The sequence below is a fragment of the Sphingopyxis sp. GW821-FHT12C06 genome, assembly GCF_058807415.1.
Genome location: NZ_JBXAQR010000001.1, coordinates 134,914 through 156,142 on the forward strand (window position 1 = coordinate 134,914; position 21,229 = coordinate 156,142).

At 68.2% G+C, this 21,229-nt stretch carries 19 protein-coding genes and 1 pseudogene; 10 read left to right on the forward strand and 10 right to left on the reverse strand.

The window, feature by feature from the left end; translation table 11 throughout:
• Positions 1–173: 173 nt before the first annotated feature.
• The gene (locus tag AC1RRJ_RS00530; protein ID WP_493119745.1) at positions 174–872 is read left to right on the forward strand and encodes an alpha/beta hydrolase; all 699 of its coding nucleotides are present in this window, start codon (positions 174–176) and stop codon (positions 870–872) included.
• A gap of 235 nt (positions 873–1,107) precedes the next feature.
• On the opposite strand, the gene AC1RRJ_RS00535 is transcribed toward AC1RRJ_RS00530, so the two are convergent.
• The 5 genes from AC1RRJ_RS00535 to AC1RRJ_RS00555 form a co-directional block, all read right to left on the reverse strand.
• Positions 1,108–1,866, reverse strand: a complete 759-nt coding sequence (locus AC1RRJ_RS00535; protein WP_493119746.1) for a transcriptional regulator domain-containing protein — start codon at positions 1,864–1,866, stop codon at positions 1,108–1,110.
• A 186-nt stretch (positions 1,867–2,052) separates the two neighbouring features.
• On the reverse strand, positions 2,053–3,024 hold the full coding sequence (locus tag AC1RRJ_RS00540) for a JAB domain-containing protein (RefSeq protein WP_493119747.1): 972 nt from the start codon (positions 3,022–3,024) through the stop codon (positions 2,053–2,055).
• Complete coding sequence (locus tag AC1RRJ_RS00545) at positions 2,985–3,440, reverse strand: hypothetical protein (RefSeq protein WP_493119748.1); 456 nt, start codon at positions 3,438–3,440, stop codon at positions 2,985–2,987. The genes AC1RRJ_RS00540 and AC1RRJ_RS00545 overlap by 40 nt, the downstream gene beginning before the upstream one ends.
• Positions 3,441–3,499: 59 nt before the next feature.
• Positions 3,500–3,832, reverse strand: coding sequence for a hypothetical protein (locus AC1RRJ_RS00550; protein WP_493119749.1), 333 nt, complete (start codon positions 3,830–3,832; stop codon positions 3,500–3,502).
• A gap of 57 nt (positions 3,833–3,889) precedes the next feature.
• On the reverse strand, positions 3,890–4,357 hold the full coding sequence (locus tag AC1RRJ_RS00555; protein ID WP_493119750.1) for a LuxR C-terminal-related transcriptional regulator: 468 nt from the start codon (positions 4,355–4,357) through the stop codon (positions 3,890–3,892).
• 489 nt (positions 4,358–4,846) lie between these two features.
• Here AC1RRJ_RS00555 and AC1RRJ_RS00560 point away from each other — a divergent pair, with 489 nt between their 5' ends.
• The 6 genes and pseudogenes from AC1RRJ_RS00560 to AC1RRJ_RS00585 form a co-directional block, all read left to right on the forward strand.
• Positions 4,847–5,359: an autoinducer binding domain-containing protein gene (locus AC1RRJ_RS00560; protein WP_493119751.1), complete on the forward strand. Its 513-nt coding sequence runs from the start codon at positions 4,847–4,849 to the stop codon at positions 5,357–5,359.
• A complete protein-coding gene (locus AC1RRJ_RS00565; RefSeq protein WP_493119752.1) occupies positions 5,343–6,002 on the forward strand; it encodes an acyl-homoserine-lactone synthase in 660 nt (219 codons plus the stop codon). Before AC1RRJ_RS00560 ends, AC1RRJ_RS00565 begins: the two co-directional genes overlap by 17 nt.
• A complete protein-coding gene (locus AC1RRJ_RS00570; protein ID WP_493119753.1) occupies positions 5,999–6,622 on the forward strand; it encodes a GntR family transcriptional regulator in 624 nt (207 codons plus the stop codon). Before AC1RRJ_RS00565 ends, AC1RRJ_RS00570 begins: the two co-directional genes overlap by 4 nt.
• A gap of 96 nt (positions 6,623–6,718) precedes the next feature.
• On the forward strand, positions 6,719–6,850 hold the full coding sequence (locus AC1RRJ_RS00575; RefSeq protein WP_487791068.1) for a hypothetical protein: 132 nt from the start codon (positions 6,719–6,721) through the stop codon (positions 6,848–6,850).
• A 48-nt stretch (positions 6,851–6,898) separates the two neighbouring features.
• Positions 6,899–7,570 (forward strand): lasso peptide biosynthesis B2 protein, encoded by a 672-nt coding sequence (locus AC1RRJ_RS00580; protein ID WP_493119754.1) that lies wholly within the window; start codon positions 6,899–6,901, stop codon positions 7,568–7,570.
• Positions 7,571–7,980: 410 nt separating this feature from the next.
• Positions 7,981–9,180: pseudogene (locus AC1RRJ_RS00585) on the forward strand (asparagine synthase-related protein); the annotation flags it as partial.
• Between the two features lie 120 nt (positions 9,181–9,300).
• On the opposite strand, the gene AC1RRJ_RS00590 reads toward AC1RRJ_RS00585, so the two are convergent.
• Genes AC1RRJ_RS00590 through AC1RRJ_RS00605 form a run of 4 tightly spaced genes read right to left on the reverse strand, consistent with a single transcriptional unit; the run spans position 9,301 to position 15,817 of the window.
• Positions 9,301–11,262, reverse strand: coding sequence for an Atxe2 family lasso peptide isopeptidase (locus tag AC1RRJ_RS00590; RefSeq protein WP_493119755.1), 1,962 nt, complete (start codon positions 11,260–11,262; stop codon positions 9,301–9,303).
• Positions 11,256–14,213, reverse strand: coding sequence for a TonB-dependent receptor plug domain-containing protein (locus AC1RRJ_RS00595; protein WP_493119756.1), 2,958 nt, complete (start codon positions 14,211–14,213; stop codon positions 11,256–11,258). The genes AC1RRJ_RS00590 and AC1RRJ_RS00595 overlap by 7 nt, the downstream gene beginning before the upstream one ends.
• Before the next feature lie 57 nt (positions 14,214–14,270).
• Positions 14,271–15,236: a FecR family protein gene (locus AC1RRJ_RS00600; protein ID WP_493119757.1), complete on the reverse strand. Its 966-nt coding sequence runs from the start codon at positions 15,234–15,236 to the stop codon at positions 14,271–14,273.
• Complete coding sequence (locus AC1RRJ_RS00605; protein ID WP_493119758.1) at positions 15,233–15,817, reverse strand: sigma-70 family RNA polymerase sigma factor; 585 nt, start codon at positions 15,815–15,817, stop codon at positions 15,233–15,235. The genes AC1RRJ_RS00600 and AC1RRJ_RS00605 overlap by 4 nt, the downstream gene beginning before the upstream one ends.
• A 1,036-nt stretch (positions 15,818–16,853) precedes the next feature.
• Here AC1RRJ_RS00605 and AC1RRJ_RS00610 point away from each other — a divergent pair.
• The 3 genes from AC1RRJ_RS00610 to AC1RRJ_RS00620 all read left to right on the forward strand — a co-directional run bounded on the left by AC1RRJ_RS00610 (position 16,854) and on the right by AC1RRJ_RS00620 (position 20,461).
• Positions 16,854–17,897, forward strand: a complete 1,044-nt coding sequence (locus AC1RRJ_RS00610; protein ID WP_493120673.1) for an ArdC family protein — start codon at positions 16,854–16,856, stop codon at positions 17,895–17,897.
• Positions 17,894–18,463, forward strand: coding sequence for a DUF2958 domain-containing protein (locus tag AC1RRJ_RS00615; protein WP_493119759.1), 570 nt, complete (start codon positions 17,894–17,896; stop codon positions 18,461–18,463). Before AC1RRJ_RS00610 ends, AC1RRJ_RS00615 begins: the two co-directional genes overlap by 4 nt.
• 117 nt (positions 18,464–18,580) lie before the next feature.
• On the forward strand, positions 18,581–20,461 hold the full coding sequence (locus AC1RRJ_RS00620; RefSeq protein WP_493119760.1) for a ParB/RepB/Spo0J family partition protein: 1,881 nt from the start codon (positions 18,581–18,583) through the stop codon (positions 20,459–20,461).
• A 248-nt stretch (positions 20,462–20,709) separates the two neighbouring features.
• On the opposite strand, the gene AC1RRJ_RS00625 is transcribed toward AC1RRJ_RS00620, so the two are convergent.
• Entirely contained in the window at positions 20,710–21,003 is a 294-nt protein-coding gene (locus AC1RRJ_RS00625; protein ID WP_493119761.1) for a hypothetical protein, read from the reverse strand.
• Positions 21,004–21,229 lie beyond the last annotated feature (226 nt).

Genomic DNA, 21,229 nt, shown 5'->3' on the forward strand with positions numbered 1-21,229 from the left:
TCTGCATCGTTCGTTCTGCAGAAGGGCAGAGGGGCCGATATCGCCCCTCGAACGCGGCGGGCCGCACAACGCTGTCGACGCTTATTTCGACCATCGCACTGGAACAACCGCCGGTTGCGCCGCCGAGGTCGACCTACAATATTTTGTCCACTTGATATTCAAGGATGCATAACATGAACGACAAACCTGCCATCATTCTGGTTCACGGTTTCTGGGGCGGGGCCGCCCACTGGAGCAAGGTCATTGTTGAACTAACCAGGCTTGGTTATCCGTCAATCCAGGCCGTCGAGATACCGCTCACATCGCTTGCCGATGACGCCGAGCGAACCCGCAAGATGGTCGCGCAACAGAAAGGCCCGGTATTGCTCGTCGGGCATTCCTATGGCGGCGCTGTCATTACGGAGGCGGGCGATCTGCCAAATGTCGTCGGTCTGGTCTATGTCGCCGCTTTCGCGCCCGACGCGGGAGAGAGCCCGGGTGGCATCAGCCAGGCGAAACCTCCGGCGGCCATCGCCAATCTTGTGCCCGACAGTGACGGCTATCTTTGGATCCAACCGGACAAATTCCACGAAAGCTTCTGCCAGGATCTGACGGCCGACGAGGCGCTGGTGATGAGCGTGACCCAAAAGGCGCCCTTGGCGAGCACCTTTGGCGATACGGTGACCGCGCCCGCGTGGAAGAACAAGCCCTGCTGGTATCAGGTGTCGAGCGCGGATCGTATGATCGACCCCGACAATGAAGCGATGATGGCCGCGCGGATGACGCCGCGCAAGACGATCACGCTCGATGCCAGCCATGCGTCGCTCGCGTCGCATCCGTCGGAGATATCCGCTCTCATCGACGAGGCCGCCAAAGAGAGTGTGAGGGGCTGATCCTTTACCCGCTTTCTCGCCTATTCGATCGATCCAGCAGTTCTGGCGCCGGTCACGCCATCGGACCTTTGTCCAATGGTCCCATCCGCTAACCGCCGCAGCGGCAGCAAGGCGGTGCAGATCCGCCGCGCTGGCCGGGCGGGGACCCGGCGAACTGCCGTTGCCCGCGGCTTCCCGCTTTCGCAGGGACGGCAGCTGGCCACCCCCTGTTCCCCGACGAAATGCGCCCACGCGGCTAGTCGAACCAGGGCCCTGCGAGCGGCTCGGCCAGATATCGCTCCGCTGCTTTTACCAGGCGCTGCACCCGAAGCCGGTAAGAGGCGCTTTCCACCCGCCAGCGCGATGGCGCGATCGCGCCGCCGAAAAATTCCCGCGCGATGGCCTGCTGATTGGCGCCCGCCAGCAATGCGTCGCCGACGCGTAGCTCCATGATCCAATGTGCTGCCTTGCGTTCCTTCGGCATCATCGAGCCGGGAAGCTGGCCCTTCCCGGCAAGAACGACGAATTGCCTCAACGATTCGAGTTTCGGCCTGGCCGACCGGAGGCCCGTTATCCTGTGCTCGACGAGAACCGGCCCGCCCAGCAGCGTGCCGTCGTGAAGGTCGAGACGGATGGCCCAATGACCGTCGCTGAGCAACCAGTGCTCATTTCCTGACGCGTCAATTTCGACGGACACAAATGCAGCGACGTCGCGGATATCGAACAGATCATCGGCCGGGCTGTCATTCGCCGCGGGTCTGCCGCGCAGCACCCGCGGGTCGCGGTGGATGCTCCAGATCGGCCGCGCGGCCGGGGTCGCAACAGCCGGATCGATCCAGCCCAGGAGCCCGATCTCGGCAAGGGTGCCGGTCGAAGCGACGGCGCGCCTCTCCCATAGCCGCCGATAGTGGCTGCTTCGTCGAAGCCATTCCCATGCGAAAGCGCGGCGGTCCGAGATCAGGAGCTCCGCATAGGCTTCGGGCGAGCGCCAGTCGGCGGCGGGCCCGCCCGTCATGTCACAGACTCCGGACAGCGTTGGAATATTTTCATGCGCCTTCGACCGGGCTGGGATTGCCGACTTCAGCGGCCGGCCACAAATGAGGCGGATCGACGCGTCAGAGCGTTGGAAGGCAACCGGATAGCGGCATGGTCTCCATGGAGGCGGATGCCCCTGGCGGGCCGCGATCGCGTGCCGTGCTTGCTATTCCGTTCCTTCGGCAAAATAGGCGCGCAGGCGGTGAGCCACCTCCGGCGTGAGCCTCACGAGGCTGCGCCGTCCGTCAAAGGCGTCAGGCGATCGCTCCAATATGCCGGCGTCGCAGAGGCGCTGGATGAGCTTCATTGCGCTGCTCATGGGGATCGCGGCGGTGACGCAGAGCGCGGACATCGAAAGCGGTTGTCCCCGGGACTGGTGGATGAAGAGGTCGATGAGCATATCCCACGCCGGCTCGCCGAACAGTTCGGCGTTTCCGAGAAGCTGCTTGCGCAACAGTCTGCGCCGCATCGCGGTCTCGGCGTTTTGCAGCGCGGGCCGGTCGGCGGCAGCCGGACCTGCATTGCTCCGCAGGAAGAAGGGGAAGAATTTGCCGCGCGGTCGCACTTCGCCCACGCCCTCGATGAGATTGCAGCTTCCCGTTCCGGTCACGATGATGTGCTCGAGAATGTCGATATCGAGCGCCCGGCCGACGTCTGCCAGACGCCGGGTCGCGCGGATATCCTCCTCGCTCGGCGCCGGGTCGCCGCTCGGGTGATTGTGGACGAGAAGGATCGAGGCGGCGTCATGCTCGAGCGCGCGCCGGAAGATGGTCCGCGGATAGATCGCCAGCTGCGCGAGCGTGCCGCGCTGGACCTCCTCGTCGGCGATGAGGCCGCGCCCCGGATCGAGAAACAGGATGCGCAGCCGCTCTTCGGACAGGCTGCCCATCGATGCGATCAGATATTGATGCAGTTGCGGATCGAGCGGATCGATCCGGACCGACCGGAGCTCGGAGCGCATCCCCTCGAGCATGGCATCGCGAACGGCCGCCAGGAACGGGGCCAGGTCGGGATAGCCATCCAGAAAGCGGGTCAGCCGTTCGGGTGATTGCGACCAGAGCCGGCCGAGGCTCGTGAACTCGTCGAGAAGCTTGTGGGCTATGGAATCGCAATGGTCGGGCGCGATCGCCGCGACCAACCTTGCCAGGACCGATCGTTCACGTTCGCGCGCAGCCGTCGCTGATGCCGCCAGGTTGCGAGGACGAGAAGGGGGGGCAGAAGCCAGGATGCAGCAACCTGCATCGTCTGATAAGCGATCGGATGCACCGATATCTCCATCGCCTTGCCGACATGGGCCATCAGCGGAAAGATCTGGATCACGGCTGCCGGCATCGGCCAGAAGCGGTGGGCCGTCAGGGCCAGCAGCAGCGTCGCGGTCGCCGCGACGAGATCGATCGCCAGATGGCCCGTGTCGATCGAGGTGAAGCGCGGCGGGACGAACAGATGCAGGATCTGGTCCGCGAGCGCCATCGCAATGATGATCATGGCCATTGTCCGCTCGGGACCGCCGCCCTTCTTCAGGGCATAGGCGAGGGCCGCCAGCAAGATCGTCACGAAGATTGCGATCCGAACCATCGCGATCAAAAACCATGCGGGCGGTCCCAGGTCAATATTCAGGATGCGGCCGCGACGTGGCTCTGCCCGGCGGCGGCAATCGCGGGGCACTCGTGAAGATCGAGCCCGGCGCTTTCCCGCGCGATGTCGGCGAGCTCGCCGTGAATGCGCAGAACGTCGCCGCTCGCACCGACGAGCGCGGTCTGGACTTTTGCAAGGCGCTGGATCGTTGCATGGCCCCGCGCGGCGGGAACGCCTTGCGTATCCCGGCGCGCGGTGACGATGCTCGTCATCAGCGACGCGACGGCAATGAGCGCATCGTCGATGCGCGTTTCTGCGGCGGGGACCTGTTGCCGAAGTCTCGCAACGGCGAAATCGATATTCTCGGACATGACGTCTCCTCTGCCGGAAGCCCATGCTCCGGCTGATGCTGTGCAGGTTGAGAAGGCTCAGCCGGAGATGAGGCGCGACAGCGACTCTGCGATGCCCAGACTGCCGAGCAGGAAGACGATCAGCGCCACGAGCAATGTCGCGATGATCGTCAGCCTCGTGCCCGGCGTGTGGTCATGCCTCCAGATCTTCCCGGACGGCGGGCGTGATCCCGAAAGGCGATCCCGTAGCGAGCTCCTGTCATCGAGCTCGAAGAAGCCGGAAACGCCACCGTCTGAATAGTCGGATGGCACCAGGGCGGGCTGTTCGGGAAGCTCCACCGGATCGTATGCGATCCGGTGGTATAATTTCCGCAACCGGGCGTAGCGCATCGCCGCGTCGGCCCGGTCGGTCGCACCGAGCGCGGTCCGTGCATTGGTGATACGCTGATCGACCGTGTATTTCGACACACCGAGCTGGCGCGCGATCTGCTTCGACGTCCTGTGCTCCAGCACAAGATCGAGGCAAGCCCGCTGCTTGTCGGTCAATCGGTTCCAACGCAGTCGATCGGCATCGGGGGAAGGTTGCGACCCGTCCATCGTACCAGTTTCGTCACATCCCTTTCAGCCATCATGTTTCCGTCACGCGCCGAGTTTGACATTGAAGTCATTGTTAAATCAACTTTCCTTACGGCTGCTGCCCGGGTTACCCCCGGACCCGGGCGTTGAGGCGCGGGCTTCGCGCCTCGCGCATGGGGTCGCTCCATGGGGCCCGGCGGCGAAACATCGCGGTGCCACTGCAGCATGCGGCGGTCTTCTGCCCGGAACAACAATTCTCAAATTGAGACTAACTCACGAAAATATTTGAAATATATTTGTCACATTGTAGCTTGGACTCCTCGGCATCGTGTTTGACCAGCGAACGATGCTCCACCGCGGTGACCCAGCCATTTGAGAGGGCGAGGGGATCGGCACCGGACAGGGAGCAATGCCGGAGAGGCTGGTTCGAGAACGGCCCCGGCGTTGCCATGGGTCGTCATGCCAACGCTCGACACCGCGCAGCGACTCGCGGCTGAAGTTTTGAAGGTCGCGAGTGAAGAGGCGCCGATCGATATCCTCGACGAGGCCTGCGCGAGGCCCGGATGCTCGTGGTTCGCGCCCAGCCATCACGTCGACGTTCTCGCCGCTCCCGGCAAGGGATTGCGCATCCACAAACATCCCGAAGATCGGGCGAGATGGTTCGATGAACAGCGGCTCGGCATCTGCGACCCGGTCCATCGTGTCCGCCGGCGCCGCGCAGCGGGCTTTCTCCGGCGCGAAATGCAGGCATTTTCGCGGCCTCGACCCGGAGACGGGGGGATATGGGAGCGCGCGCGCAGGCAGGACATTCATGACGGCCTCACCGTCCCGGCCCATGTTCCCGGCGACGCGCACGGATCGCTATCCTTCGCCTGGCAGAAAGGGGCATATGCCACGCCCGAGGCCCTTTTTCCGGTTCCATTGGTCCGTTTCTTTCCATCAGGGAGACACGCCGATGATCATCGCGGTTAATCGGGACAACAGGGCGCGCGAACATGTCGCGCTCCGCGCGATGTTCGAAGCGCGCAAGCGCGTCTTTGTCGATTTGCTCAAGCAGGATCTGCCGGTGCTGGCCGAGCGGTTCGAAGTCGACCATTTCGACGATCCGCATGCCACCTATCTGATCGTCACCGACCGGCGCGGAGAGCATCTCGCCTCCGTGCGGCTCCTGCCGACCACGCGACCGGCGATTCTCGACGGGATTTTTCCTCATCTTGTCGCCGGTCCCGTTCCGAACGGCGCGGCGATCTACGAGATTACCCGCTTCTGCCTGTCGCCGGGAATTGGCGCGCGTCCGCGCCGCGCCGCGCGCGATACGCTGATCGTCGGGCTCACCGAATATGCGCTGGCAAATGGAATTTCTACCTATACCGGTGTCGCCGCGCTTTCGTGGTTCCGCCAGGTCCGGGAATTCGGATGGGACTGCCGCTTGCTTGGCGAGACGGCCATCCATGATGGCCGCGCGCTCGTAGCCCTGGCGATCTCGATCGACGCCAACACGCTCGCGAAACTCGCGGACGCCGGCATCGCGGCAGCCGCGTCAGACCCGCAAGCCCTGCTTGATGGCCATGTGGCCGCGCAGCGCGGAGCGAAAGACGGAGCGCGCGTGCCATGAACGCCGGATCGACAATGGAGCGCGTCTATCTCGATCTCAAGACGCGGGTGCTCGACGGGCACTATGCGCCGGGGACCCGGCTCGATCCGGTCCATCTGGCAAGGTCGCTGCGCGCGAGCGCCACGCCGGTCCGCGAGGCGCTGCACCGCCTCGCCGGCGAACGGATCATCGACAGCTGGCATCAGGAGGGGTTCCGGCCGCCGATCCTCGCGGAGGCCGATCTCCATGATCTTTACAGCTGGGCCTCCCATTTGCTCGCACTGGCGCTCCGGAGCGAGGTGCCCGAGCCCGACCCGCCCGCGGGCCTCGTCAGGCTGGAACCGCACAAGGACTATGCCGACGCGCTCGACTCGCTCTTTCGGGCCATCGCCATGGGGAGCGCCAACCGCGAGATTCGCCTCGCGATTTTCAACCTGATCGAGCGAAGCCATGTGTTTCGCGAGGCCGAGGCCCGCGTCGATGGCGCGGCGCGCGATATGCTGGCCGCGATGGAAGCCGATTATCGCTTCGCGCGCTGGAGCGCGCTTCGGGCCAAAATCACGCGCTTTCACCGGCGCCGCATGCTGTTCGCGGGCCGCGTCGTCGCCGCGATCAGGCCCCGCGACGAGCGGCTCGGATGATATTCGAAGGATATTCAAACTATATAAATTCTATTCTGTCCGGCCGGCGTAGCTTCCGAGGTGCCGCAATTCCGCGGCATATCGAAGGAGGTTCTCATGAACCGCAATGACAATGACGCGATCGAGGAAATCGGCATTGCGAGCGTGGAAACGCTCGGCGACGAATTCCCGATCCCCGAGCAGGTCGGTCATGATCTGCCGCTCGGCGGCGGCATCAGCGCCGACTGATGGTCGACGGGGCGCGGCCGCCGCGTGCGACCGCGCCCACTGCGCGATATGCCCTATCGGCTCCCATCGACAATCAGCTACGGCTTCATCGACGCCGGCGCGGTCGTGCTCGACCTGGCTTCGGATCGCTATCTGCGCCTGGGACGCCCGCAGGCGGCGGCACTCCGCGCCCTCGGCGAAGCGGGAGGCGACAGCTATCATCAGGCCGCTATTGATACCCTGCTGGCGCGCGGCCTGCTCGTGGAGGGGCAGGGATATGTCGGACCGGTCGCGGCGGCCGCGGTTCGGTCGAGCGCCCTTGAGGGCCGCCGCGAGCCAAAGCTTCCCGCCGCTGCGGTTCGGGGCCCGCCGTCCGCCGAAATTCTGGTCGCGCGATTTGCGGCGGCACGGTCGATGGCGTGGGCGGGACTGGCCTCGACGATCGGGCGTTGGCGCCGGATCCGCGCGCAGTGCGTGGATCGGGACCGCGCGGCCGGCTCACTCGCCGATCTCGCGAAGCGCTATCGCCATGGCCTGCTTTACTATCCGGCCAGGCGTCGCTGCGTTCCGGACTCGCTCGGGCTGATGCGCTGCCTCTGGCGCCGGGGCCATGACGCCGAGCTTTATTTCGGCGTCCGGCTCGATCCGTTCGCCGCGCATTGCTGGGTCCAGGCGGGCGAGCTTCTGCTGACCGATCCGGTCGACAGCGTCGCCGAATTTACCCCGGTGTTCCGGCTATGAATCTCCGGATCGCCCTGCAAACCGGCCGCCCCGGGACCCCGCTGCGCGCAGACCTGATCGACTATGGTCGTCTCGGACCGGCGCGGGTCGTGGGCGTGCGCCGCCAGCCGGTCCGTATCGAGGGCCGCATCCTGCTCGCCGGATATGCGTTCCGGCGCGGCGATTTTGGCGTCTGCGACCGGCTTGGACCCGATCAGGCGGCGGCGGTGGTGGCGAGCCGGGGCAGGTGGGCAATTGACAATCTCTGGGGAAATTATCTGCTCGGATGGGCCGGCGAGGACGGCGATGTCCATCTTCTCCGCTCGCCCGTGACCGGGCCCGCCATCTATCATTTCGTGCCCCCCGATGACGCGGCGGCCAGTGGTGCCTGCCTCTTCTCGGACCTTGGCGTCGCCCGTGCGCTGGGGTTCATGCTCGATCGGGCCGACGCCGCGGCCCTCGACGCCCATCTTCGCTTTCCGCTTCTGCGCGCGCCTTCGACCGGCCTCGAGCATGTCACCGAGATATTGCCGGGCGACGTCGCGACGCTCGGAAAACGCGCATCGTCGGACATTGCCTGGTGCCCCTGGGATCATGTCGGCCGCCGACCGCGGCGGATCGAACCCGGGGACCTTCGCGCGGCGGTGTTTTCGGTGGTCGAGGCATGGTCGGGCCGCTTCGACCGGATCCAGCTCGAACTCTCGGGCGGTCTCGACAGCTCGATCGTCGCAGCCTGCCTCGCGGGACGCGGCGGCTGGCGCGCCGTCAATCTCGCGACGCCCGGCGTGTCGGGCGACGAGCGCCCCTATGCCCGCGCCGCCGCGGCGCGAGCCGGGGCCCCCTTGCTCGAAATCATGCTGCCCGCCGAAGCCGGCGATCCGCTGGCGCCGGTCGCCCAGCTTCGCGCGCGGCCGGCCGGCTTCGGCCTGCTCGCCTCGAGCAATGCCGCCCTGCTCGGCGCGGCGCAGGACTTCGGCGCCGATGCAATCTTCAGCGGCGCGGGCGGGGATAATATCTTCGGCTTCATTCGCCGGATCGGTCCCGTCGTCGATGCCTTTCGCTTTGCGGGGCCGCGTACCGGATTTCGGGCGGCGGGCGATCTTGCCGATCTGACCGGCGACAGCATCTGGCGCGCCCTTCGCCTGACGGCACGGCGCTTTCTCGCGCGCCCTGCCGACTGGCCTTCCGACGCGATGTTCCTCACGCCGCGCTTCGCCGCACCGGCGCCGCCACATCCCTGGCTGGAGGCCGGGCATCGCGTCAGCGCCGGCCAGTTCGGCTATGGCCGCGCGCTGCTGCCGATCCAGCCCTTTCTCGATGGCTACGACCGGGCGATCGCGCTCCCGATGATCTCGCCGCTGCTGTCGCAACCGCTCGTCGAGTTCGGCCTGTCGATCGCGACCTGGCAATGGTGCGAGGGTGGGCAGGACCGGGCGCTTGCCCGCCGCGCCTTCGCGGCAGAGCTTCCGGATATCGTGCGCGAACGGCGGACCAAGGGGCGGGTCGACTCGCTGTTCGCGCCGGCTTTCGATGCGAACCGGGCGCGGCTTCGCGGCTTTCTGCTCGACGGCTGGCTGGCAGGCGCCGGTCTTCTCGACCGGGATGCCGTCGACAAGGCGCTGCGCCGGCCGGCGAACGCGCTCGACGCCGTCTACATCCGCTTGTTGCAGATTGCCGACGTCGAGCGCTGGGTCCGCTCCCTCAGAGCCCGCACGGGGACCGGGCAAGGAGGGGGCGGCGCCGGGGAGCAATCAGGGAGAGGGTTCCGTCGCGGGCATCGCGGTGCGATAGCTGCGCCAGCGCAGATACTGGTCCGCCTTGGCGGGGTCCTTATCCTCTTCGCGCTTGAGCCAGAAGCGGTACCAGTCGAGGTTGCGTTCATAGACCGCCCGCTTGTGGGCCGGCTGCTTCTTGATGTGCGGCTCGTCGGCGAAAGCGAAGAGCTCGGCGGGCTTTCCGGCGAGCTTGAGCCTGGTGTGGAGCTCGAGCACATAGCGTGCCTCGGACTCGGGAAGCTGCATCAGCAAGGGCGTCCGGATCGAGCCGATATCATGGATTGCCGACAATTGCCGCCATCGTTCGGGGTCGCTGTCGGGATCGCCGATCTTCCAATATTCGTCGAGCATCGCCGCGAAACCGCGACCGGGAAGGGCGTTCGCCCAATAATAGGCGGGCGACATCTGGCTCGACGACAAGGTCGCCGCGGCAAAGAGGTCCGATTTTCTCACCGCATGGAGTGCCACCTCCGACCCGAAGCTCAATCCGCCGATGCCGACGCGCGCGCGATCGACCAGCCCTTCCTTCGCGAGGGCCGCGATCGCCCCTTCGATGTCGGAGAGCGCGGCGGCATAGCTTGCATCGGTCCCGGCCGCCTTCGGCGCGCGAACCCGGTCCATGCACAATATGGCGAACCCGTTTTCGACGAGCGGCAACATCGGTATCTCGTCGCCAATGCCGCCCTTGAGAAAGCCCGGGCAGCGATAATATTGGATCACGAGCGGCAAGGGGCCCGCTGTTTTCTCGGGCAGCAGCAGCACGCCGGTCACGCCGCGATCCCATGCCATCGGTCTGGCTTTGGCGGCGATGCGCGCGCGGAGCGCCGCGTTGGGATCGTCGATGACGCGTCTTGCGGCGTCGGCATAGGCGATCGCGACGATGCGGGGCGGACTGACCGGCCCGGCTTCGGCGCAAATGAGCGACGCCGCCGCGGCAACGCATCGGGGCGGATGGCTCGGCGAACGCGTTGCGCCATCGGTCGTCGCGAGACGCCGGGCGCCGGATGCGCCGACGCGCCAGAGCCACACATGCTCGCGGGTGCCGCCGGCGCGCTCGAAGAGCAGCAGCATGTCATGGCCGGGCCGCCAGCTTAGCGCCGCCAGCCGCGCGCTCCGGCATGGCGCCGCGCGGCAGGCGATCTGCTTGCCGCGCGGCCGTGTGACGAGGACCATGCGCGCTTCGGGCGCCGCGACGATCTCGGCGCGGCTGCCGTCGTCGGCCTCGGCCCTTTCGGCTTGCGCGGCGAGGACGGCCTCGGCCCGGTCGGCAACCGGGACGGTGACGCTTCGGTGCGGCGTCTCCGAGAGAATGCGCGCGCGCGTGAACCAGGCCCCCGGGAACCGCATCATGACGCGCTTCCCATCCTCGATCGTTCCGCCCGCGAGCGCTTCCATGGGATCGAGGCGATGGTCGACGAGCGTCCCCTCGGTATAGGCGTTTCGCTCGGCGGCGGCGATCCGGGCGCGGGTGGCTCCGATCGTGTAGCGGATCGCCGTGCCGCCTTCGGCGGGAGCGAAATCGAGAATATCGGCGTCGTCCGCGATGTCCAGCGCCGGACGGGTCCGCTCGCGCCAGTGCCAGATGCCGACCGCCCCCGCGACGCGGGCAAGAAAACGTATCCCTTTCGAATCCGCGTCCCAGAGGGGGAGCGTCTCGATCAGCGCGCCGGATCCGCCATGGCGGGCGGCGCCGCCGCTTCCGATCCGCACCGGCGCGCCGCCCGCGACCGGCGCAACATACCAGTCCAGCGCAACGTCGTTCGCGGCAACCGACGGGCGGCTGACGCGGTAGGCGACGCGCCGCCCGTCGGGCGAAAGACTGACGCCCGACAGGTCGGCGGCTTCGACAAGATCGGTCGCCGTGACCGGCGCGCGGGCGTGGCGGACCCCGGGCATCGGGCTTTGCGCCGTCGCCAGCATCAAGGCGAGGGTCACCATGTAATCACCGCCTGAAGCGCGATCATCCGGCCAATGGCGCTCGCCTGCTCGGGATCATAGCCGAAGGCCGACGTGCTGGTCAGGAAGCGGACATAGGGCGGATCCGTGTCGAAGAGATTGTTGACGCTCAGCGCAAGCCGGAGCGCGCGGCCGTCGTCGCCGGTCGCGATCCTCGTCCCGAGCTGCAGGTCGAACGTCGTCCAGCTCCTGACGGTCTCGGCGGGCGTGACGGTGCGGTTGCGATAACCCGCCACATGCTGGACCGCGATGCCGCCGTCGAAGGCGCCGAAGGTGAATCCCGCGCGTCCGCGCAGGCGCAGCTTGACCGGATTGCCGAGCGTGCCGAGGACCTCCTGCGCGGGCGCCGTGTCGGTGACCTGGCTGTCGATCTTCAGCATGCGCGTGCCGCCAAGCGTCAGGCTGACACGTCCGGCCCCCACCGGCCGGGTCCAGGCGAGATCGAAGTCGATGCCCCGGACCGTCGCGCGCGACAGGTTGAGCGTGCGTCCGTCGATGATCGCGGCGACCTGGCCAGGCGTCACGCCGATCGGGTTCGAGAAATTCGGGCCGGCGAAATAGGCCGCGACAGCTGCGGGGTCGGGCGTGTCGTCGACGATCGACCCGTAGATGTCGCGCCGGACCAGGAAATTCTGGAGGTCGAAATTGGCGCTTGCGATCCGGTCGCGATAGGCGATGTCGAACCAGGTCGCCGAGAGCTTGAACCCGGGCGCGAAACCCGGCTCGAGATCGACGCCCGCGGTCCAGCTCGTCGCCTTTTCCGGCCCGAGATCGGGACGAAAGCCGAACAGTCCGAGCACGACGCTCTGACCCGTCGGCGCGCGCGGATCGGGAAGGCGGAGCGTCTGGTAGGTCGCGTTGGCGGTGCCGACCAGCTCGGTGAAATAGGGCGCGCGGAACGAGCGCCCGTACGACCCGCGGATCGACAGGCCCTTCACCGGCGTCCAGCGGAGCCCGACCTTGGGATTGGCGGTATCGCCGACGTCCGAATAATCCTCATAGCGGCCCGCGGCCGAGAGAAGGAGCGCGCCCGGCAGCGCCTCGCCGGCGTCGAATATCGGCGCGACGATCTCGCCATAGAGGGATTTGACGATGCGCCGGTCGGGCAGCCCGGGAATGCCCACGGCGAGCGGCGCGTCGGCGGTCACGTCGAGCAGCGAGCTGTAGCGAAGCCGGTCGCGCCGATATTCGGCGCCGACCGCCGCCTTGACGTCACCCGCCGGCAGCGAAAACAGCCTGCCGTCCGCGCGGAGCGCCGCCGAGAGCACCGCATAGCGCACGTCGCGCGTCTGGCCGCCGCGCAGGCTGTCGATGAGCGCGCGGTCGTTGACCGCGCCGTCGCCGAAGAGGTTGATCGCGGTGGCGCGGTTGGTCGAGGCGACCGCGCGCTGGAGCCTGAGCCGGTGCACGACATTGACCCCCTCGTCATGCTCGCGCTGGAGCCCGTAGCCGCCCGACAGCTCGACCGACCAGCCGCCGAGCGCGGCGCGCGCGCCGAAGCTGCTGTTGAGCGCACGGACGCGGCCGCGCGTGCCCTCGGGGCCGAAATCGGCGCTCGGGTCGTAATAGACGGTGACCGGCTGCCCGATGCCGATCGGGTCGACATAATAGGGATTGGCGCTGGTGACCCGCTGGGTCTGGATCCCGAACAGCCGCCGGCGCGCTTCGAACCGGCGCTCGGCATAGAGGAGCCGCGCGAACAGTATCATATCGGGGCTCAGCTCCTGCTCGCCGGACACATAGAGGCTCCCGCTTTGCTGGCGTGGCAGGATGTCGATGTTGCGCCGCGTGTCGCCGCGATTGAAGCCGCCGGCGACGAGCTGCGCGCGTGTCAGCTGCGTCCCGTCCTGGCCGCGGGGAACTGCGAAGACCTGACCGTTGGCGGCGACGATCGAGCCTGGATTGTTGAAGTTCGAACGGAGGTCGGGACCGCCAAAGGGGCGGAGATCCTCGCTTGCGAAGCCGCGCTTCGACGAAGGCAGGTTGCCGCGGCGATAGACTTCGGCGGCGATCGTCAGATGCCCGCCGGTCCAGCCCGCGCCCGCGATCTGGCTCGCCTGGACTTCGCCGAAGTCGCCATCGGCGGTGCCGGCGCGCAGGCGCGTCTCATAGCCCTTGAAGCGATTGCGGAGGCGGATGTTGACGACCCCGGCGATCGCATCCGAGCCATAGATGGCCGATGCCCCGTCGGTCAGTATCTCGATGCGTTCGACCGCAACCGACGGGACGAGCGACAGATCGGTAAAGGCCCCGGCGCCGCCGCCGAGCGCGGGCCGGCTGTTGTCGAAGAGGGTGAGCGTCGAGCCGCTGCCGAGCCCGCGCAGGTTGATCCCCGACCCGAAGCCGAGGTTCGTCCCCGCATTGCCGCGCGCGGTCGAGCCCGAGACCGCCTCGGTCGGCCCGCCCGAGAAATTCTGCGGGATCGTCTGGATGAACTCGCTGATCGTCGCGCGGCCGCTGCGATCGAGCGCCTCGCGATCGATGCTCGTGACGGGCGACCCGACGGGGCCGGCGCCCCGGATCCGCGTGCCGGTGACAATGATCGCCTCGCTCGCCGCGCCGGACGATCGCGCGTCCGTCGATTCTGCGCGTGCCGCATCGCCGTTTCCCGGGCGGATCACGAGCGCGCCGTCGACGAGATCGGCGACGAGGCCGGTGCCGGCGAGCAGACGCGCGAGCGCGGCGTCGGCGCTCATCGTGCCCCGTGCGGGGCCGCTGCGCTTGCCTGCGACGATATCCGATGCGGCGACGATGTTGCGGCCCGACACGCGCGAATAGGCCCGGAGCGCCGCCCCGAGATCCTGCGCTGCGATGTCGTAGCGCTGCGGCGCCGGCTGGGCCTGTGCCTGGGCCTGTGCCTGTGCGGCGGGCGCCTGAATCGCGAGCGCTGCGGTGCCCGATGCGAGCATCGCCGCCAGAAATTTCCTTGTCATCTTACCTCCCCAAGCGGCCTCCAATGGCCGTCTGGTGGGGAAGATGCCGGCGGCGGATTATCCCCCCGGTTTTTTTTGACCGAGGAAGATGACGTCGGGCCGCTCCGCGACGGCGGCAAGATCCAGGGCCGCCGCGAGCCGGCGCGCGAGCGCCGCCGGATCGCCGATGTCGAAGCGTCCGCTGACCTCGAGCCTCGCCAGGTCGGGCGAGGCGACGCGGATCTCGACCGGGTTCTCGGCGTTGGCGCGCGCGACGATCTCGCCGAGCGGCATGCGGTCGGCGTCGAGCATGATCACCCTGGTGGGCGCGGGCATCGCCGGGACGAGCCGGACGTCGGTGGTGACGATTTCGGCGGCTTCGCCCGGGCGCAAGCGGATCGCCCGGTCCGAAACGCGCGAGGCCACCTCGACCGATCCCTCGATCAGCGACACGCGCGGGCGGCTGCTGCGCAAATCGACCTCGAAGACGGTGCCGAGCGCGGTCGTCCGCGAGGTGGCTCCGAGGACGATGAACGGGCGCTCTTCATCGTGCGCAACCTCGAAGCGGGCGCGGCCGCCGAACAGGATGACGCGGCGCTGGTCGCCGTCGAACTGCTTTTCGAGCACGGCGCCGTCGGTCAGCGTGACGCGGCTGCCGTCGGCGAGCGCGAAGGTCCCGTTGGTGAGCGCGTCCGAGGCGGGCATGATTTTGTCGGTCGTGAGCGGGGTGGCGGGCTGCGGCGCCGCGCGGTCGCTGCGCATCTGCCAGAAGGCGCCGAGCGACAGGGCGGCGACAAGCGCCGCCGCGATGGCCCAGCGGCCGCCGGTCGCAAAGCTTCCGCGCTTCGCGCCCGCTTCGATCCGCGCGTCGATCCGCGCGCGCGATATGCTGGCGGCGGCGCGCCAGTCGGCTTCGGTGCGTGCATAGGCGGCCGCATTGCCGGGATCGCGATGCCAGGCCTCGAATGCGGCCTGGTCCTTCGCGGCGTCGGGCGCGCGCATCCGCGCGAACCAGTCCGTCGCCTCGCGGTCGCGGCGGCTCACGGACGCGTGTCTCGCGCCCTGCGGATGGCGGTCATCGCCTTGGCGATCTGTTTTTCGACGCCCTTCACGCTCATCCCCTCGAGTCTTGCTATCTCGTCATAGCGAAGGCCGTCGATCCTGTGCATCAGGAATATGGTGCGTGTCCTGGGCTTGAGGCGGGCAATCTGTTCTTCGACGCGCCGGATCATGTCGCGCGCCTCGAGCATCGCGTGCGGGTCGGCACCGGCGATGTCGTCGTCGGCAAAGGCATGATGATCGGCGCTAAGGCGGCGGCTGTCGGTGCGGGCCCGTTCGGCGACAAGATTGCGCGCGGTACGGAAGAGATAGGCGCCCGGCTGCTCGATCATCGCGAGCATCGACCCGCGGTTCGCGACCAGGCGGCGGAAACATTCCTGGACGAGATCGGCGGCGTCCTGCGGGCGCGCGGTGCCGCGAAAGAAGCGGGCAAGCCGCGGGGCGTGCGCGACATAGATTGCCTCGGTGCGCGCGGTCGCGCCATGACCCGCCCAGTCGTCGGGCGGCAGCGGGTCGGCATCGCTCAGCGGCGGCCTTCGGTCCTTCTCGCCATCGTCATAGTCCATCGCGTCGCGCCTACGGGGGACAGCGACGACGCACGAAAGCCGGGTGTTGAGAACAGGGTCGAGACACCCGCGCCGCCGCCTTTGGCCCGGGGGCTTGGACATGCGCAGACGGCCACCCGGCGGGATGGCAAAGGAAGATCGCTCTCGAACGGAGTTCTCACGCTCCGGCATCCGGCGCTTCGCTGCCCGATGCCGGACCAGCATAACCGGCTATTCCGTAAGGGCAAGAGTCTGCCGGGAGACCTGTCCCTTCTGGACGAGATTCGGACGGGGCCGACTGGGCTCCCCTGGTTTCGACTTCGTTCGACCGCGGCGGAAAAGGGACGGAGTTCGCTGAAGTCCTGCTGATGGGCGCGGCCCGAATGGAGCGCACACTGGCGGCGGCAGGCGCCGCCAGAGGTCGCGCGCCACACGGTTGGCCGCGCTGCGCGCTTGGGCTCGCTGGTCTTGGCGCGGCGGCGGCTAGGCCCAAAGCCCGCCCGCACGCCGCCGCGCCTGCGGCTCGCCAAGGGCGCGAGTTTGCAGGCCCTTCGGGCCGGGATCGAGGCCGATCGCATCGAAGAGGCCGGTTGGGGGCGTTGGGGGCGTTCGGGGCGACTGGACGATCGGGCGAAGAAGCGCACGCGTCGGCGGAGCCCGGCTGAGGGCGCCGCGCGGGGCGCGGCGGCGCTTTGGTGGGCCGGCACCCGGACATCGGCGCGGGCGGCGCACGGCCTGTGGGACCGCCCGGCGCCCGCGCAAGCCCGGCTTCGCCGGGCTCCTCCGCTTCGCTTCGGCCCTTTGGGTGCGCGCCCGCCTCGCTGGGCGGTCCCCTGACCGTGGGTTCGCCGCCCGCCCCGCTGTCCGGGGCCGGCTGCGGCGGATTTTGGTCCGGAGGAGACGCACCGTGAACGCTTTCCCGCAAACCTCGGCCAAGGCCGCACCCTCGCCAAGCCCCGCGCGACCGGGCGACAAAGGCGCGAGCGGCGCCGCACCGCGCGGCCGAACGCGCGGCAAGGGCCGCACCGACGACGGGGCGCGCGGTGGCGCGCCGGGCGTGTCGCTCTACGACGAGGTGACCGCGCGTATCGTGCGCGAACTCGAGGAAGGGCACATCCCATGGGTGCGGCCTTGGGACGCCGCCGCCTTTGCGCCGGGTTTGCCGCGCAACGCGGAAACGCGTCGCAGCTATTCGGGCATCAATATCCTCATCCTCTGGACCGAGGCGGTGCAGCGCGGTTTCGCCTCGCAAGACTGGCTCACCTTCCGTCAGGCGCGGCAAGCGGGCGGGCAGGTCCGCAAGGGCGAGAAGGGGACGACGATCTTCTACGCCGCGCGCTTCACGCCCCAGGAAAAGGGTGGGCGCGGCGAAGGCGGCGCAGCGATTGCACCTGCGCCCGTTTTCGACCGGCGCGGCGGCGCGGGTGACGTCAGCGGAGAGAGGGGCGAGCGCTCGATTCCCTTCCTGAAACGCTTCACCATATTCAACGTCGCACAGGTCGATGGCCTTCCCGACCGGTGCACTGCGCCCGACCCCTTGCTCCTGCCGCGCGAGACGATCCCGGTCGCCGAGGCGCTGCTCGCGGCGAGCGGCGCCGATATCCGGATCGGCGGCAACGAAGCCTATTATTCGCCGTCGGGCGATTTCGTCGAGCTGCCGCATCAGCAGGCGTTCCGCGCGCAAATCGATTTCTATCGCACCGCGCTCCACGAACTCGGCCACTGGACCGGCCATCGCTCACGGCTCGACCGCGACCAGACCGGCACCTTCGGCAGCGCCGCCTATGGCCGCGAGGAGCTTTGCGCCGAACTCGCGAGCGCCTTCCTCTGCGCATCGCTCGGTATCGCGCCCACCGTCCGCCACGCCGATTATATCGGCGCGTGGCTCGCGATCATGCGCGCCGATACGCGCGCGATCTTCAAGGCCGCGAGCCTTGCCTCGAAGGCGGCGGACTATCTGCTCGGATTTGTGCCGAATGCCGCGCAGGGCGCGGCGATGGCTCCCGCATCAGCGGGTCGCGACATCGACGGCGCGTCCGCCGCCGCGCGCGGCGCGGATGCGGCGCTCCCCGAGGCGACGGACGGGGAGGCGGGGCAATGATCCTGCTTCCCGCGCATCTGCGCTTCGCGCTCAATGCCAATGGGCTGACCGGACGCGTCCACGCCGCGCAGGATAAGCGGTTCGACCCGCGCCCCGTCGTCAAATTCTTCAATCCCGTCGGCGCGGCGACATGGCTCGCGACCGAAATCGACGAGGACGGCGATACGCTGTTCGGACTGGCCGATCTCGGGTTCGGCTGCCCCGAACTCGGCTGTTTCTCGCTCCGCGAGATCGCGGCGGTGCGCTTGCCCTTCGGCCTCGGCATCGAGCGCGACGAACATTTTGACGGTCTCGCGCCGCTGTCGGTCTGGACCGACATGGCGCGGCGCCTGGGGACGATCATTCAGGCCGAGGCCGCGCTGCGCCGCACGGCACGCGATGCGCGCGACGCATGGCCCGATCCCCGCGCCGAGGGAGGCGCAGCGTCCCCGCCATCGGCCAGCGACGACGACGAACCTTCGCCATCCGGCGACGGGCAGGACAAGCGTCCGACGCCCGAGAGCGATGGGCCGGATGGGCTTCCGCCGTCCGTTTCGGCGCCGGAAGACGAGCTTCCGCCGGGCTAGGCGGCAAGGCGAGGCGGCGCGCCTTCGCCGTCAGGCCGGTTTCCGGGGGCAATCCCCCGCCCAAGGAAGTCCCGGGCGCGGAGACCGGAAACCGGCCACCCCAAAAGGAGTGACGACATGAAACTCGATTTTATCGCTCTCGACAAGCTGACCGTCGCCAAGGTCAATATGCGCGCCAAGGGGCGCGACCCCGAGGTCGGCGACATCCAGCCGAGCATCGCCAAGCGTGGCGTGCTCATTCCGCTGCTCGTGCGCCCGCGCGCCGTGGCGGGACCCGAAGATGTCCCGTTCGAAATTCTCGCGGGACGGCGGCGCTTCACCGCCGTCAATAATATCGTGCGCGAGGGCGGCGCGGCGCGCCCGCTGCCGTGCGCCATCCTCGACGCGGGCGACGATGCCGACGCCATCGAGGCGTCGATGCTCGAAAATCTCGCGCGCGTGGCGCCCGACGAGGTCAGCCAGTGGGAGGCGTTCGTCAGGCTGGTCAAGGCGGGCCGCAAGGTCGAGGAGATCGCCGCCGACTTCGCTTTCGAGGTGCAGACGGTGAAGCGCATCCTCGCGCTCGGCAATCTCCTGCCGCGCATCCGCACCCTCTACCGGGACGGCGAGATCGACCAGACGACGGTCAAGCAGCTGACGCTCGCGAGCAAGAGCCAGCAGACAGCGTGGCTGGCCCTGTTCGACGACAAGGACGCCTATTGCCCGACCGGCTTCCGCTTGAAGGACTGGCTGTTCGGCGGCAATACGATCAAGGCCGATCATGCCTTGTTCGACGTCGAAGAAGCGAAGGTTGCGGTCATCGCCGACCTGTTCGGCGACGAAAGGCTGGTCACCGACGCCGACGCCTTCTGGACGCGCCAGATGGCCGAGGTCGAGGCCCGCCGCGCCGCCTATATCGAGGATGGCTGGAGCGACGTGGTCGTTCTCGATTGCGGCCAGCGTTTCGACCGCTACGACCATCGCCACATGTCGAAACGGCAGGGCGGGCGTATCTATGTCGAGGTCTGTAAATCGGGCGAGGTGACCTTTCACGAAGGTTTTCTGACCGGGAAGGAAGCGGCGAAGCGCGCCAAGAGCGAAGGCGGCGCCGCGCCCGAGACGGTGAAACGGCCCGAGGTCACGAGCGCGATGGGCACCTATATCGACCTGCACCGCCACGCGGCGGTGCGCGCCGAACTCGCGAAACATGGCGGGGTCGCGCTCCGCGCGATGGCCGCGCATGTCATCGCGAGCGCCGACCATTATCGCGTCGAAACCCAGTCCACTGTCTGTGCGAAGGACGAGGTGCAGGAGAGCGTCGAGACGTGCGGCGCCGAGACGATCTTCGACGAACGCCGCCGCGCGGTGCTTGGCGTTCTCGGCTTCGACGGCGAAGACCTCACGGTGACTGCGCGCCGTTCCGGTCAGCGCCAGTTCGCGCCGATCTTCGCGCGATTGCTCGAATTGCCCGATCCGGTCGTCCTCGAAATCCTTGGCATCGTCATGGGCGAAACGCTCGCGGCGGGCAGCGAGGCGATCGAGATGATCGGCCAATATCTGGACGTCGACATGGCGAAGGTCTGGACCCCCGATGCCGCGTTCTGGAACCAGATTCGCGACAAGGAGGTGCTCGGCAAGATCGTCGCCGAGGTCGCGGGCGGCGATGTCGCCGCCGCCAATGCGGGCCAGCAGGCGAAGGTCCTCAAGGCCATCGTCGCCGATCATCTGGACGGCGCGAACGGCCGTCCGAAGGTTGCGGGATGGGTGCCGCGCTGGATGCGCTTCGCGCCGTCCTCCTATACCGCGCGCGGCGGGGTCGGGAGCGTCGCGGCGCACGACCGGCTACTCCACATCATCGCGCGCGCCGCCGAGGCCGACGCCGCGCGCGAAGCCGAAGCGGCGGCGGCGAGCGAGCCCGACATGGATGCCGGGAGCGGCGCGGAGACCGATGGCGAGGCCGATACCGAACAGCCCGGTGACGGCGCGGCGGCGGACGGCGACACCGCGCTCGCGGCCTGACCATGGGAGGAAGGGCGGCGGGCGCCGCCCTTCCTCTCGCTTGGTCCTGTTGCTGCCAGGAGGCCCGGCGCGCCGCCCCTGACGGGGCGGCGCGGGGAGGGTCGAAAAGACACGCGCCGGGGCGCGCCGCGAACGATCGCAGCGCGCCCCGGCGGGTGTCCTTGCGTTGGTTTTACTGCTGCCGCGCGGCAGGCCTGCGGCGCCGCGCGATGCCTTATGTCAGGAGTGGGGCGCCCCGGGCGGCGCGATCAGGCGAGCAGGCGGCGGAGGAAATAGACGCGGAACAGGTCGAGCAGCGCCTCGGCGGCGTCATTGTCGTTCGCGTGCGCGACCACTTCGAGCCCGCCATCGGCGGCGGGTGCATATTCGAACGGGTGGAGCCCCGAAAGACGCAGCGCAGCGGGGTCGAGGCCATCGCGGCGGATCGCGGACAGCGCCTCGTCGTCGAGCGTCAGGGCGATCCAGATGCCCGCGCTGCGCGCGGCGATCATGTCGAGATCGCGCCTGTCGGCCGCGATACTGAGGCTTGCCCGTCCGTCCATTTCGGTCCCCTGTGCGGCCGTTGCCAGCCCCTGTCGATCGTTTGAAAAGCGGTCAGCCGTCCCCACGAATCCGGCGCCCGAAGCCGAAGTCCATGCATCGAAATCACCGCCTTGGCCACCGGGAATCGCATCGGATCGTCACCGCTCGCCGCATCGCAGCCTTGGCGCTCCTGTCTCTTCCGGCACCCGTCCGGGGCTCGGGAAGGCGGTCTGGTACGGGGCGGCG